Source organism: Aquitalea aquatilis, assembly GCF_005155025.1.
GTDB lineage: Bacteria > Pseudomonadota > Gammaproteobacteria > Burkholderiales > Chromobacteriaceae > Aquitalea > Aquitalea aquatilis.
Map to the genome: position 1 here is coordinate 3991719 of NZ_CP039731.1, position 12860 is coordinate 4004578.

Consider the following 12860-nt stretch of genomic DNA (forward strand, 5'->3'; position numbering starts at 1 on the left):
TTAGTCGCTGTTTACACTTTTAACCATCCGTAAAAATCCGTAGTCAAAACCACATTATTTGGCGGCCGACAGCTTTGCCGGCTGGTGAGCGGCAGCAACAAGAGCACGACGGCTGAGCGAGCCAAGCACAATGCCGGAAAAAATTGCAGCCAAGCCAGCCACATGATACCAGCGCAAATCCTCACCCAGCAGCAGGATGGACTGCAGCGCACCGAAGGCCGGCATCAGATAGAGAAAAGCAGCGGCCTTGGCCGCACCCACCTGGGCAATGGCGCGGTTATACATCAGGAAGGCCAGCACCGAAGGGAAAATGCCCAGATACAGCAAGCAGCCCATGACGGAGCCGGACAGCAGATGAAAGCCGCCGGCCTGCCAGGTTTCCGCCACAAAAGCCGGCAGCAGTAGCACCTCGCCCACCAGCAGCAGCACCATCATCATGACCAGCGGGTCCAGCCCGGGCAATAGCGTACGCAAACCAAGCGTATACACCGCCCAGCACAGCCCGGCAGCCAGCACCAGCAGGTCGCCGCTACTGAACTGGAAATGACTCATGCCCAGCAGATTGCCTTTGAGTACGATCAGCAAGGCCCCTGCCAGTGCCAGGCCCATGCCACCCCACTGACGCCGACTCAGCCGCTGCCGGAAATACAGGGAGCCCAGTACCAGCACCATCATCGGCGTGGCGCTATTGAGAATGACGGCATTGGTGGCGGTGGTGCTACGTACCGCAACATAGACCAGCGCATTGGTCAGCCCGATACCGAACACCCCCAGCAACAGCAGCTTTTGCCACTGCTGCCTCAACAGAGGCCAGGCGCGGGCCAGGCGCGGTAGCCCGAAAGGCAGCAGGCAGAGCAAGGCAGTCGCCCAGCGGCCAAAGGCCAAGCCGAAGGGACCGATCTGACCATGAATGGCGCGGGCAATGACAAAGTTGGTCGACCACAGCAGCATGGTCAGTACCAGCAGCAGATAAGCGGTGCGGGAAGACTGGGGACTTGAACGGGACATGATGACATAGCGAAATGGGTGACGGCAGAAATTTTACCCAAAGCCACTTAAACATTATTGCCAATTAAATAATTTAAAAAGCTCAATAAACCTTATTTTTTCAAATAAATGAATTTTTATTTCACATAAATAAATTCATGCGCAATCCACACCTACCAAGCCGTATTGGAGCTTGCACCAGAAGAGGCTATGCTATCGGGATTGCATAGCCCGGTGATCTCCATGGCTTTTTTCCCCGAATACGAAAACCACGACGGCATCGCGCTGGCCGCCCTGCTGGCCAAGGGCGAGATCAACAGTGCTGATTTGTTGCGGGCCGCCCAGGAGCGGATGGATCTGCACAATCCAGCAGTCAATGCCGTGCTGCTGCGCCTGGACGCACAAGCCAGCAGCCAGCCGCAACACGCTGGTGCCAGCCCCTTGGCCGGTCTGCCTATCCTGATCAAGGACTTGCAGGCAGACATCCAGGGCTGCCCTACCCGCAGCGGCAGCCGATTGTTCCAGGACCATGTCGCCACCCAGGATAGTGAGCTGATCCGTCGCTACCGCCAGGCCGGGCTGATTTTCGCTGGCAAGACCACCACGCCGGAATTCGGTCTCTATCCTTATACCGAATCCAGGCTCAGCGGTGCCACTCGCAATCCCTGGGATACCAGCCGGACGTGTGGTGGCTCCAGCGGTGGCTCGGCGGCAGCCGTGGCCAGCGGGATGGTACCCATTGCCCATGGTGGCGATGGCGGCGGCTCCATCCGCATCCCGGCATCCAATTGCGGACTGTTCGGCCTGAAACCCAGCCGTGGCCGCTCCCCTTGCGGCCCTCACCAGTCGGAGTTGTGGCAGGGCTATGCCAGCGAACACGCCCTGACCCGCAGCGTGCGCGACAGCGCCGCCATGCTGGACATCCTGTGCAAGGGCTTTGATGCAGGCGATGCCTATCACTGTCCGCCGCCAGAATCCTCTTTTCTGGCCAGCCTGCAACAACCCATCGGCAAGCTGCGCATTGCCTTTACCCGCCAGCCGTTTCTGGGCGGCAAACTGCATACCGATGGCGAGGCTGCACTCAGCCACAGCCTGCACCTGCTGCGCGATCTGGGGCATGAAGTGGAAGAAGCCCACCCGCAACTGGGCAGTGCCGATGAAATGTGTCACGCCATGCTGGTGATGATTTGCGGCGAACTGGCCTGCTTGATGCGCAACAGTCAGCGGCTATGCGGGCGCAAGGCTGATTTCCGTCTGGTCGAAGCCGACAGCTGGACGCTGGCCCGTTACGGCGAGCTGCTGTCGGCGGGAGAGTTTGCCTGGATGCGCGACTTTGCCTTGCGCCAGGGCCGCATCATGCAGGCATTCCATCAACGCTACGATGTACTGGTGACGCCGGTGCTGAATCAGCCGCCGGCAGCCATCGGCGCACTGGCCACCTCGCGCTTTGAACAATCACTGTCCACCCTGCTGCTGGGTCATCTGGGCTGGGACTGGACGCTGAAACTGAGTCGCTTGGTACCCGAGCACTCGCGCAAGCTGATGGAGTACATCGGCTGGACCATTCCCTTCAATATGAGCGGCCAGCCCGCGATGAGCGTGCCCCTGTTCTGGAATGAAGCCAATCTGCCCATCGGCACCCAGATGGCGGCGGCTTATGGCAAGGAGGCCCTGCTGCTGCAACTGGCAGCGCAACTGGAACAGGCTCAGCCCTGGTTCCAGCGCCGGCCGCCGCTACGCCAGGGCTAGCCTGCGGCCGGGCGCAACCAGTCCGGGTGGGCGGCCAGGGCTTCGGCGATCTGGCTGCTCATGCCATCCAGCAATACTTGCTGTGCCGCCACCAAGGCCGCCTGTTCGCTACCGGCCACGGCCTGGCGCTGGCTGAAATAACCTTGCAGTACCGGTGCAGCCTGACCATGCCGGGCAATACGCCAGGCGGCAGTCAGCAATGCGCCCTGCCCCGGCTGCAAGCGGAACTCGCGCACGTCCAGCTGCAATGTCAGATCTGCCCGTGCCAGGCTGAGTTGCGGCGCGGCGTAGACACCAGACAGGCCAAGCCGGCGCGACAGATTGAGCGCCAGCGCCTGTGTCAACAAGCGGGACAGGCTGGCCGTCCAGTAGTCACGCTCCTGGATCTGCGGCTGCCCCTGACGGTCTTCCAGCAGCAATTGCGGCCGGTCCACACTGGCGGGCAGGCTGACCGCTTCAACCAGGATCACTGCTCCGGCCTGCGGCTGCCCCTGTGCCGGCAGGCCGGCCTGCAACTGGTGGTAACGCAGCGGCGCCGAGCTGCAGGCAGCCAGTAGCAGCGCCAACAGCAGGCCAGTTGCGCTGCGGATAAGGGTGTTGTTGCTCATGGTTTGTTTTCCTGCTTGCCACGGATCAGCGCTTCCGGGTGGCGATCCAGATAATCACTCAGCGCGCGGAAGCTGCGGGCGGTGTCGCTGACTTCCTGCGCGGCCTTGCGCACGTCCTGCTGCAAAGGCGAATTGGCTTGCAAGGTCTGGCCAGCGGCATCCAGCGTGCGCTGCAGCTGCTGCAAGGTCTGCAGGGTTTGCGGGACCACCTTGCCATCCAGGCTTTCACCCAGCTGGCGGGTGGTGGCCAGTGTGGCATGCAGCTCCTTGATGGTGCTGTCCAGCTCCTTGCCGATGCTGTCGAACGGTACCTTGTCCAGCTTGCGGGCAATGCGCTGCAGCACGCCTTGCAGTTCTTCCAGATCGCCCGGAATGGTGGGCAGCACATCCATGCCCTGGCTGCGGCCCAGCAGGGCCGGGCGGGCATCGCGGAAGAAATCCAGCGCCACGTACAGCTGGCCGGTCAGCAGGCTGCCGGAGCGCAATTGCGCCCGCATGCCGTGCTCCACCATCTTGTCCAGTTTCAGCTGATGCAGCCTGGTTTCATCCAGGTTGCGCGACATGCTCAGCAAACGGCTGGGATAGATGCGGATATCCACCAGCATGTTGAAGTCTTTGCGTGGCGCGTCGTATTCCATGCCGATGCTGGTCACCTCACCAATCACGATGCCACGGAAGTCCACCGGTGCACCCACGGTGAGGCCACGTACCGATTGCTGGAATTTCAGCCGCAGCGGCACCACCTCGTGATCGGGTGCCTGCATCGCCTGTTCGCGGGTATTGGACAAGGAGAAGGCGCTACTGGCCGCGGCCGGCTTGCCTTCTTGCACGCTGGCCGGGGTTTCGAATGCCACCCCGCCCAGCATGATGGCGCTGAGCGACTGGGTATTCACTTTCAGACCATTGGCAGAGACCGACAGATCAACCCCGCTGGCGTGCCAGAAACGGCTGTCTTCGGTGACAAAGTGATCATACGGCGCATTGATGAATACCGTGATGTCGACATTGCGGCCCTGCTTGCCCAACTGGTAAGCCACCACCTGCCCCACCGGCACCCGCCGGAAATAGACTGGCGCGCCAATGTCCAGCGAACCCAGCTCCGTGGCCTTAAGGACAAACTGGCGGCCGGGCAGATCGCCGGTGAGAATCGGCGGCACTTCCAGCCCGGTAAAGTGCTGGCTCATCTCGCTGCTCTTGCCGGCATCCATGCCGACATAGGCGCCGGACAACAGCGTTCCCAGGCCGGATACGCTGCCACCGGCGATACGCGGCCGCACGATCCAGAAACGGCTGTCGTGGGCCAGAAAGCGCTCGGCTTCCTTGCTCAGCTGGGCCGTGGCCTCGATATTCTTGCTATCCGGGCTGATGCGCACAGCCGTCACTTCGCCGATTTCCACATCCTTGTACTTGATGCGGGTCTTGCCGGCCTCCAGCCCTTCGCCACTACGGAAGGTAATGGTAATGGTCGGGCCGCGCGACAGGACAGCCTGTACCGCCAGATAGCCACCAATCAAGGCAGCCACCAGCGGAATCAGCCAGACCAGCGAGGGCGACCAACGGCTGGGGCGGCTGCTGTCGGCTACCGCCAGCGGCACGGCATCAGCCTGGGCAGGCAGACCGTCATTCCCGGTCTGCGGTGTGTGCTTGTCACTCATCATCATCCTCGAAAACATCCCAGATCAGTCTGGGATCAAAATGCATGGCCGACAGCATGGTCAGTACCACGACGGCACCAAAGGCAATCGCCCCCGGCCCGGCCTTGATGGTGGCCAGCGACTGCAACTGCACCAGCGCCACCAGCAGGCCAACAACATAAATATCCAGCATCGACCACGGCCCCACCACCTCCAGCAAGCGGTACAAGCGGGTACGCTGGCGTGGTGCCCAGCGCGAGCGCCAGTGCACGGTGAGCAAGAGCAGCAGCATGGACAGTATCTTCAGCAAAGGCACCAGCACACTGGCAATGAACACCACCAGCGCCAGCGGCCAGGAGCCGCCCTGCCACAGATACACCACCCCGCTCATGATGGTGTCGCGCTGGGTGCCGGACAGCATCTCGGTCAGCATGATGGGCATGAGATTGGCCGGGATATAGCAGATCACCGCGGCAATCAGGAAGGCCCAGGCGTATTGCAGGCTGTGCGGCTTGCGCGGGTGCAACGCTGCGCCACAGCGCGGACAATGCCAGGCAGCCTGTTGCGCCGCAGCCGGCAGGCGGCATAACAGACTGCAACCGTGACAGCTCCACAAACCGTGGCGGGCGGCGGTCTTCAGCGGGTAGCGCGGCATGCCTGATAGCGCTCCCATAGCAAGCCAGCATCAAAGCGGCTGGCGCTGCCCGCCAGCAGCAGAATCAGTGCGAAAAACGACCACAGGCCGATGCCGGGATGCACTGCCGCCATGTGGGCCAGCTTGACCAGCGACACCAGCACGCCCAGCAGAAAGACCTCCACCATGCCCCAGGGATGCAGAATGCGCACCAGCCGCATCACGGCAGCAAAGCCACGCGGCGCACGCCCCAGCGATAGCGGCAGCAACAGATAGAGCAGGCAGAGCAGCTCCAGCCCCGGCAGCAACACGCCAGTCAGCAAGACCAGCAAGGCCACCGGCTGCATTTGCTGCTGGGATAGCTGCCAGGCAGTGCCGAGCAAGGTAGTGGCGGTACGCACGCCGCCGGCCTCCAGCCCGACCACGGGAAAGACATTGGCCAGCACGAATACCAGCAGACCGGCCACGACCAGCGCCAGCGAAGTGGCAGGCTGATAGCCAGGGCCAGGCAGCAGGCGGCAACCACAGCGGGCACAGCAAACGCCATGGGCGGCATGTGCAGGTGCGGTCTGCAGCAGATCGCATTCGTGGCAGGCCAGCACCGACGCATCGGCCAAGGGAACAGAAGAGTTCATCATCATGACTGCCTATTGTACAAGCGGCCAGGCAGGCCCGACAGCCCGGGAGGCAAGCTCCGCCTTGCGCTGTGCCGTGAAGTGCCACCACGGCAGGGCCTGATCCTGCTGCAGGTAATGGGTGACCGCGATGAAAACATCCAGCACGCAAGGATCATGCCGCTTACCGCTTTGCTGGCACAGGGCCTGGTAAAGCAAATAGGGGTCTGCCTGACGCAACGACTGCGGGTTGTCGTGCCCCAGCAAGTGAAAATCCGCTGCCATGGCTGGTCCGACATTCGGCAGCTGCAACAAATCAACGGCCTCGCTGGCTGGCGGGCAGCGTGCAGGGTGCATGTCGGTTCTCCTCGCGCAATGCTTTCATCTTAAATCGACAGCGGCGGGGCGTGGGCCTTGCCGAGTGGAATTTCTTATCCTGCCTCAAGGAGCGCCCCCCTTGAGCTGCGACAAAATCCTGGCTTCACCCCCTCAAGCAGGAAGATCACCATGACTACGCTCTCCCCCCAACTGAATACCAGCTATCTGTTTGATGCGCGCGGTATTGCCAAACGCTTTCGCCACGCCGCCATTTTTGCGGCACTGGAATCCTTGCACGATGGCGAAACCATGCGTTTCGTCAACGATCACGACCCGCTGCCGCTGCTGGAGCAGGTTAGCCAGCGCTATGGTCAGCAGATCAGCTATCGCTATGTAGACCGCTTGCCGGAGATGATTGTGATCGAATTCCAGATCCGCCTGGGCCAGCAGCAGGAAGCCGCTCCAGCCAGCGCGGGTGGCTGCGGTGGCGGCGGCGGTGGTTGCGGCTGCTCCGGTCAGTAACACCGCTGCCGGCAAGCTGTGTCCAGGCAGCATGACAATGGCTGTTGCAGGGTTTGCGCATTTACCCGGGCCGACTCTGTAACAGATTGTTATAAAACCACCCTCGCAATGTGGGATATAAAACACATTAGAAACAGATAATTAGCGAAATTTCTGCGCACAGAAATACCATGATCATTATCAGTCAAACGCTTTTCAATACTTGCTAACATTTCACTGCTTGTCCGTTTTACCCCGCCCTTACTAGACTGCCACCACTTACTCAGTGAAAGCAGCAAATCATGCAAATGAACAAGTGGATTTCGATTATTGCCATCACGCTGGCGGCTGGTGCAGCCCAGGCTGGCTCGACAACAGATGCGATTCTTGGTGGTGCAGTAGGTGGTGCGGCCGGTGCGGCAGTGGGTAATGCGGTAGGTGGCCGCAATGGTGCCATCATCGGCAGCGCAGTTGGCGGTGCGACAGGCGTGGCCATCACCACCAAGGATCAGCGCGAAGACAGACCGGCACGCGATGAAGGACGTCGCCACCACCGTCATCACCACCACGACAATGGTCGTCACCGCGGCTGGGACAAGCACGACTGAGCTTGCCCACCAACAAAAAAGACCACGCGATTATGCGTGGTCTTTTTTCATTCAGCCGGCACGCCTGGCTCAGCCTTGCAACCAGGGCTGCAGCATGTCCCAGGCCAGCTTGCCAATCAGCACCGTGGTCAGCAGCAGGAACAACATCCGCACAAAGCCAGCCCCCTTTTTCATCGCCACCCAGGAGCCCGTCATCGCCCCCAGTACATTAAAACCGGCCATGGGAATGGCGTACTGGAACAGCACATTACCGGTGGGAATGAAAAACGCCAGCGCCGCCACATTGGTGGTGAGATTGACCACCTTGGCTGCAGCCGAGGCATGCAGGAAATCAAAGGCAAAAAAGCGGATGAACAGGAAAATCAGGAAGCTGCCGGTGCCAGGACCGAACAAGCCATCATAAAAACCGATGGCCCCACCAATGGCCATGCCCACCATCATTTCGCGCCGCCCTATCGTCACCGGCTTGTGCAATTTGCCGAAGTCCTTTTTCCACAAGGTGTACATCGCCATCAGCACCAGCAGTACCAGCACCAGCGGCCGGATGACCGACTTGGGTATGGCATTCACCGTGGCGGCACCGGCAAAGGACATGACAAAGGCGGTGATCGCCGCAGGAATCACCAGCTTCCACGGCAGGCGCACCCGCTGCAGATAGGAACGGGTGGCCGACAGCGTCCCCACTGCCGATGACATCTTGTTGGTGCCAAACAGCGTGGCTGCCGAGTATTGCGGCAAGAAGTTGAACAGCGCCGGCGTCTGGATCAGCCCGCCGCCGCCAACCGCCGCGTCAATCAAACCCGCCATGAAAGAAAAGAAACACAAGAACCCCAAAGTCAACAACATGGCCGCCTCCTGATGATGTCGCCATTGTAGGGCTTGCCCTTGCCGCATGCTTGCAATACCGTATTGCAGTTTCTGCAATCAAGGCCAGCATCAATGAAACTGTTATGGGAGTTGCAGGTGTTCTGCACCGTGGTGGAGCGCAAGAGCTTCGTCTCGGCCGCCCGTCAGCTGGGCACCTCGCCCAGCACGGCCACCCGGGCCATTCAGGCGCTGGAAGAAAACCTGGGCACCAGCCTGCTGGCGCGCTCGCAAAAGCAGGTCAGCCTGACCATGGCCGGCGAAGCCTATTACGATACCGCGCGCCAGATGCTGCAATTGCAGCAGGAGGTTGAGGATGATCTGGCCATGCTGGCCAGCTCGCCACGCGGCTGGCTGCGTTTTTCTGCACCAGAGGTGATGGCCAGCCACTTTTTGCCGCCGCTGCTGCAAGAGCTGACCAGCCTCCACCCGCAGCTGCGCTTCGACATCCTGTACAGCGACACTATTCTGGAGCCCATCCGCGAGAAGCTGGATTTCAGCATCCGTGGCGCTTACCCCACCTCCAGCGAGCTGATCGGCTTTCCGCTATGGCCTTATCAACGCCGGCTGTATGCCAGCCCGGCCTATGTCGCCAGCCATGGTCTGCCGCTGCAGCCGGAAGAACTGACCGAACACGCCATTCTCATCCATGCTGCCCCGCGTATCCTGAAAGCCTGGAATTTTGTCTCGGACAGTCATCAGGTCAGCCTCAACCTGAATGCCAGCCACCGGGTGAGTTCCGGCAATGCGGTATTGCAAGCCGCCCTGGCCGGCTGGGGCGTGGCGCGCATGGGCGACTGGCTGGCCGAACCACTGGTGGCCAGTGGCCGGCTGCTGCGGCTGTGTCCGGACTACCGCATCGTGTCCAGCCGTGGCGAAGATGCGCAAATGCATGCGGTGTTTGCCAGCCGGCGCATTCCGCGCAAGGCCAGGCTGGTGCTCGACGCCATCCGCAGCGCGGCCCAGGCTGCCGGCTTTGGCAGCAGCCACCAACCTCATAAACCATGACAAAGGGCCGGCATAGCCGGCCCTGTTCACTGCATCAGACTACACCCTGCTTACATGGCTGCGCGGTAGATGGCACAGATTTCTTCGTGACTGGCCTGCAGCGGATTGGTAAAGCCACAGGCGTCTTTCAGCGCGTTGGTGGCCAGCACCGGAATATCTTCGTCCTTCACGCCCAGCAGCTTCAGACCGGCCGGAATACCCACGGTGGCAGCCAGCTGACGAATGGCTTCAATCGCCGCTTCGGCCGTGGCTTTCACCCCCAGCGCCTGGCCCACATCAGCCAGACGGGTGGCAGCCACCTTGCTGTTGAACACCTGCACATGCGGCAACAACACCGCATTGCACACGCCGTGCGGCAAGTCGTAGAAGCCACCCAGCTGGTGCGCCATGGCGTGGACATAGCCCAGCGAAGCATTGTTGAAGGCCATGCCAGCCAAAAACTGCGCATAGGCCATCTGTTCGCGTGCTTCCATGTCCTGGCCGTTTTCCACGGCGCGCGGCAGGAAGGCCACGATCAGGCTGATGGCCTTGAGCGCGCAGGCATCGGTAATCGGCGTGGCGATGGTGGAGACATAGGCCTCGATGGCATGGGTCAAGGCATCCATGCCGGTGGCGGCCGTCAGCGAAGGCGGCATGCCGGCCATGGTTTCCGGGTCGTTGACCGACAGAATCGGCGTGGTGTGCTTGTCGACGATGGCCATTTTGATATGGCGCGACTCATCAGTGATGATGCAGAAGCGGGTCATTTCACTGGCGGTGCCAGCCGTCGTATTGATGGCCACCAGCGGCAGCTGCGGCTTGGCCGACTTGTCCACGCCCTCGTAGTCCTGGATCTTGCCGCCATTCACCGCCACCAGCGCAATGCCCTTGGCGCAGTCGTGCGGCGAACCGCCGCCCAGCGAAATGACTAGGTCGCAGTGTTTTTCCTGCAGCAGGGCCAGGCCGGCATTGACGTTGGCGCAGGTCGGATTGGGATGCACCCCGTCAAATACCACGGACTGGATATCTGCACTCGCCAGCAGCGCGCTGACTTTGTCCGCCAGACCGGTCTTGACCAGGCCGGCATCGGTCACGATAAGGGCGCGTTTGAAACCCTGAGCCTGCATGCTGTCGACTGCCTGTTGCAGACAGCCGGCTCCCATCAGATTGACGGAAGGAATGAAGAATGCGCTGATGGCCATGATGATCTCCTCGTGGTGGGTTCAAGCTTTGTCTTTATCTTGGCACGACAGTGGAATGGCATATTGCGACAGATCAAGCGCCCCAACTTGTAGTTTCGCCACTACAAATTCGCAGCATAACAAGGGCTTGCCGGCCCGATGCCGCAGTGAAGATGCACGCTGGCGACCATCGGTGGATAATCGCTTTTTTTACCCCGCCCGAGCTTGCCATGCAGATCCTGCCCGCCCGCGACTACCCTGCCACGCCCTGGAAAAACGGCGGCGGCATTACCCGCCAGGTATTGATTTCACCGCCGGATGCCACGCTGGACAACTTCGATTACCGCATCAGCATCGCCAGTGTGGCCAGTGACGGTGATTTCTCCCGCTTCCCCGGCATCGACCGCCAGCTATTGCTGCTGCAGGGAGCTGCCTTGCTGTTGCAACGCGAAGACGGTAGCGAAGTGCGGCTGGATGCCTTCAGCCTGCCGCTGGCCTTTGCCGGCGAGGAGAATATCAGCAGCCGGCTGACGGAAGGCCCGGTGACCGATTTCAATGTGATGACCCGGCGTGGCCGCTATCTGCAGCAAGTGGAAGACTTCACCCTGAACGGTGAACGCCAGCTGCAAAGCGATGATGAAATCTTGCTGGTCTTGCTGGCTGCCGGCACCGAGCTGGAAATCAGCCGCGAAGATGGCCGCAGCTGTCGCCTGCAGCCACAGGACGCGCTGCTGCAACAACTGGCCATCGGCCTGACCCTGCGTAGCAGCACGGCGGTACGGGTGATTGTGGTGAGACTGAACCGGCTGTCGGCCGGATGAATTACCTGGCACATCTGCACCTGGCCCCGGACGATGCCAGCGCCCGCGTCGGCAACCTGCTGGGTGATTTCATCAAGCCGGCACATGCCGGCCATCTGCCGCTGGTGCTGCAACAAGGCATGGCCCTGCACCGCTGGATCGACAGCTATACCGACAGTCACCCGCTGGTATTACAAAGCAAGGCACGCATTGCCGCAGCACGGCGACGCTATGCCGGCATCCTGGTGGATATTTTTTACGATCATTTTCTGGCGCGGCACTGGCAGCAATTTTCTGCCATGCCGCTGGCCACATTTACCCGCCGCAGTTATGCCGAGCTACAGCAACACCGCCAATGGCTGCCGCCACGCCTGCTCGAGATACTGCCGCGCATGCAGGCCGAAGACTGGCTGCTGTCCTATGCCAGCCACAGCGGCATTGCGGCGGTGCTGGATGGTTTCTCCCGCCACCGCATTCAGCGTGCCAATCCGGTCGCGGCCGGCATCGAGGACCTACAGCAGCACCATGCAGCGCTGGAGCAGGACTTCCTCGCCTTCTACCCGCAATTGCAGCAGGCACTGCGCGACATGCAGGCTAGCGATGCAGCAGATTGGCATTACTCTGAATCAGCTCGACAAACAGCTGCTCCACCCCTTCCCACATGATCTGCACCCCCAGACACATCAGGATGAAGGCTGACAGGCGCAGGAACACCACCGAGCCGGTCTGCCCCAGATAGCCCAGCAGCTTGTCGGCATGGCGGTAGCACATATACACCAGCACCGACAGCGACAGCACGGCCGCCAGGCTGGCCATGGGCACCAGCATGTACTTGATCATCGGCTTGCCGGTTACCGTCAGCGATGCGCCCACGGTGATCGAGACCGAAATCGAACCCGGCCCCACCGTCAGCGGAAAGGTCAGCGGGTAAAACGCCCGCTGCTTGAGTTCATCGCGGTTTTCCTGCCGCACCGGCTCGCTGGAGGGCTGGGTACTCTCGGCCGGGTTGTCATTCAGCATGCGCCACGCCGCCAGCGAAATCAGCAGGCCGCCGGACAACTGCACCACCGGCAACGACACCCCGAAAAATTCCAGCACAAAACTGCCCACATACATGCTGCCCAGCAGCAACAGGAAGCAGTACATGGCAATACGCCGCGCCAGGAAGGCACGCTGCTGCTTGCTGTTGCGCGCCGTCATGGAAATGAAAATGGGCACCAGTCCGGGGGGATTGATGATGGGCAGCAAGGCTGCCAGCACAAATAGATACTTGCTGAAAAAAAGCGACATCAAGGCCATATTATTGTTCTCCGGGTATGCACCCGCAATGCGGTGGTGGGGTCTGCCAACGTCGGCTGAGTGCGGCGATTGTAGC

At 61.0% G+C, this 12860-nt stretch carries 15 protein-coding genes; 6 read left to right on the top strand and 9 right to left on the bottom strand.

The features are described from left to right. Window positions 1-54: 54 nt before the first annotated feature. Complete coding sequence (locus tag FAZ30_RS18570) at window positions 55-1008, bottom strand: DMT family transporter (protein WP_137010011.1); 954 nt, start codon at window positions 1006-1008, stop codon at window positions 55-57. A 222-nt stretch (window positions 1009-1230) separates the two neighbouring features. Between FAZ30_RS18570 and FAZ30_RS18575 the strand changes: the two genes are divergently transcribed. Continuing rightward, on the top strand, window positions 1231-2736 hold the full coding sequence (locus FAZ30_RS18575; protein WP_124643714.1) for an amidase: 1506 nt from the start codon (window positions 1231-1233) through the stop codon (window positions 2734-2736). On the opposite strand, the gene FAZ30_RS18580 is transcribed toward FAZ30_RS18575, so the two are convergent. From FAZ30_RS18580 to FAZ30_RS18600, 5 genes are read right to left on the bottom strand one after another with little or no spacing between them, the layout of a single operon-like run. After that, a complete protein-coding gene (locus tag FAZ30_RS18580; RefSeq protein ID WP_124643713.1) occupies window positions 2733-3344 on the bottom strand; it encodes a PqiC family protein in 612 nt (203 codons plus the stop codon). The two genes, FAZ30_RS18575 and FAZ30_RS18580, sit on opposite strands and share 4 nt — an antisense overlap. Next, the gene (locus FAZ30_RS18585; RefSeq protein ID WP_246043381.1) at window positions 3341-5005 is read right to left on the bottom strand and encodes a PqiB family protein; all 1665 of its coding nucleotides are present in this window, start codon (window positions 5003-5005) and stop codon (window positions 3341-3343) included. Before FAZ30_RS18585 ends, FAZ30_RS18580 begins: the two co-directional genes overlap by 4 nt. Next, entirely contained in the window at window positions 4992-5633 is a 642-nt protein-coding gene (locus FAZ30_RS18590) for a paraquat-inducible protein A (protein ID WP_124643711.1), read from the bottom strand. The genes FAZ30_RS18585 and FAZ30_RS18590 overlap by 14 nt, the downstream gene beginning before the upstream one ends. After that, entirely contained in the window at window positions 5615-6253 is a 639-nt protein-coding gene (locus tag FAZ30_RS18595; protein WP_124643710.1) for a paraquat-inducible protein A, read from the bottom strand. Before FAZ30_RS18595 ends, FAZ30_RS18590 begins: the two co-directional genes overlap by 19 nt. A gap of 6 nt (window positions 6254-6259) precedes the next feature. Continuing rightward, entirely contained in the window at window positions 6260-6583 is a 324-nt protein-coding gene (locus FAZ30_RS18600; RefSeq protein ID WP_124643709.1) for a helix-hairpin-helix domain-containing protein, read from the bottom strand. A 150-nt stretch (window positions 6584-6733) separates the two neighbouring features. Here FAZ30_RS18600 and FAZ30_RS18605 point away from each other — a divergent pair, with 150 nt between their 5' ends. Both FAZ30_RS18605 and FAZ30_RS18610 read left to right on the top strand, forming a co-directional pair. Continuing rightward, entirely contained in the window at window positions 6734-7066 is a 333-nt protein-coding gene (locus FAZ30_RS18605) for a DUF2249 domain-containing protein (protein ID WP_124643708.1), read from the top strand. Window positions 7067-7347: 281 nt separating this feature from the next. Continuing rightward, window positions 7348-7653, top strand: a complete 306-nt coding sequence (locus FAZ30_RS18610; RefSeq protein ID WP_124643707.1) for a glycine zipper domain-containing protein — start codon at window positions 7348-7350, stop codon at window positions 7651-7653. Between the two features lie 69 nt (window positions 7654-7722). On the opposite strand, the gene FAZ30_RS18615 is transcribed toward FAZ30_RS18610, so the two are convergent. Then, a complete protein-coding gene (locus FAZ30_RS18615; protein ID WP_199731002.1) occupies window positions 7723-8499 on the bottom strand; it encodes a sulfite exporter TauE/SafE family protein in 777 nt (258 codons plus the stop codon). Window positions 8500-8592: 93 nt separating this feature from the next. Between FAZ30_RS18615 and FAZ30_RS18620 the strand changes: the two genes are divergently transcribed. Then, window positions 8593-9525 carry a LysR family transcriptional regulator gene (locus FAZ30_RS18620; RefSeq protein ID WP_124643706.1) on the top strand — a complete coding sequence of 311 codons (933 nt, stop codon included), beginning with the start codon at window positions 8593-8595 and terminating at the stop codon, window positions 9523-9525. 50 nt (window positions 9526-9575) lie between these two features. On the opposite strand, the gene yiaY is transcribed toward FAZ30_RS18620, so the two are convergent. Beyond that, window positions 9576-10706 carry an L-threonine dehydrogenase gene (gene yiaY / locus FAZ30_RS18625; protein WP_124643705.1) on the bottom strand — a complete coding sequence of 377 codons (1131 nt, stop codon included), beginning with the start codon at window positions 10704-10706 and terminating at the stop codon, window positions 9576-9578. A 209-nt stretch (window positions 10707-10915) separates the two neighbouring features. On the opposite strand from yiaY, the gene FAZ30_RS18630 reads away from it, so the two are divergent. Further along, complete coding sequence (locus FAZ30_RS18630) at window positions 10916-11506, top strand: HutD/Ves family protein (protein ID WP_158613582.1); 591 nt, start codon at window positions 10916-10918, stop codon at window positions 11504-11506. Then, complete coding sequence (locus tag FAZ30_RS18635; protein WP_124643703.1) at window positions 11503-12150, top strand: acyl carrier protein phosphodiesterase; 648 nt, start codon at window positions 11503-11505, stop codon at window positions 12148-12150. Before FAZ30_RS18630 ends, FAZ30_RS18635 begins: the two co-directional genes overlap by 4 nt. Here FAZ30_RS18635 and FAZ30_RS18640 read toward each other — a convergent pair. Further along, the gene (locus FAZ30_RS18640) at window positions 12080-12775 is read right to left on the bottom strand and encodes a MarC family protein (RefSeq protein WP_233578433.1); all 696 of its coding nucleotides are present in this window, start codon (window positions 12773-12775) and stop codon (window positions 12080-12082) included. The genes FAZ30_RS18635 and FAZ30_RS18640 overlap by 71 nt on opposite strands. Window positions 12776-12860 lie beyond the last annotated feature (85 nt).

What these genes read in the sequence shown, in the direction of transcription:
- FAZ30_RS18570 (WP_137010011.1), bottom strand. Translation starts at nt 1,008, where the DNA reads ATGTCCCGTTCAAGTCCCCAGTCTTCCCGCACCGCTTATCTGCTGCTG.
- FAZ30_RS18575 (WP_124643714.1), top strand. Translation starts at nt 1,231, where the DNA reads ATGGCTTTTTTCCCCGAATACGAAAACCACGACGGCATCGCGCTGGCC.
- FAZ30_RS18580 (WP_124643713.1), bottom strand. Translation starts at nt 3,344, where the DNA reads ATGAGCAACAACACCCTTATCCGCAGCGCAACTGGCCTGCTGTTGGCG.
- FAZ30_RS18585 (WP_246043381.1), bottom strand. Translation starts at nt 5,005, where the DNA reads ATGATGATGAGTGACAAGCACACACCGCAGACCGGGAATGACGGTCTG.
- FAZ30_RS18590 (WP_124643711.1), bottom strand. Translation starts at nt 5,633, where the DNA reads ATGCCGCGCTACCCGCTGAAGACCGCCGCCCGCCACGGTTTGTGGAGC.
- FAZ30_RS18595 (WP_124643710.1), bottom strand. Translation starts at nt 6,253, where the DNA reads ATGATGATGAACTCTTCTGTTCCCTTGGCCGATGCGTCGGTGCTGGCC.
- FAZ30_RS18600 (WP_124643709.1), bottom strand. Translation starts at nt 6,583, where the DNA reads ATGCACCCTGCACGCTGCCCGCCAGCCAGCGAGGCCGTTGATTTGTTG.
- FAZ30_RS18605 (WP_124643708.1), top strand. Translation starts at nt 6,734, where the DNA reads ATGACTACGCTCTCCCCCCAACTGAATACCAGCTATCTGTTTGATGCG.
- FAZ30_RS18610 (WP_124643707.1), top strand. Translation starts at nt 7,348, where the DNA reads ATGCAAATGAACAAGTGGATTTCGATTATTGCCATCACGCTGGCGGCT.
- FAZ30_RS18615 (WP_199731002.1), bottom strand. Translation starts at nt 8,499, where the DNA reads ATGTTGTTGACTTTGGGGTTCTTGTGTTTCTTTTCTTTCATGGCGGGT.
- FAZ30_RS18620 (WP_124643706.1), top strand. Translation starts at nt 8,593, where the DNA reads ATGAAACTGTTATGGGAGTTGCAGGTGTTCTGCACCGTGGTGGAGCGC.
- yiaY (WP_124643705.1), bottom strand. Translation starts at nt 10,706, where the DNA reads ATGGCCATCAGCGCATTCTTCATTCCTTCCGTCAATCTGATGGGAGCC.
- FAZ30_RS18630 (WP_158613582.1), top strand. Translation starts at nt 10,916, where the DNA reads ATGCAGATCCTGCCCGCCCGCGACTACCCTGCCACGCCCTGGAAAAAC.
- FAZ30_RS18635 (WP_124643703.1), top strand. Translation starts at nt 11,503, where the DNA reads ATGAATTACCTGGCACATCTGCACCTGGCCCCGGACGATGCCAGCGCC.
- FAZ30_RS18640 (WP_233578433.1), bottom strand. Translation starts at nt 12,775, where the DNA reads ATGTCGCTTTTTTTCAGCAAGTATCTATTTGTGCTGGCAGCCTTGCTG.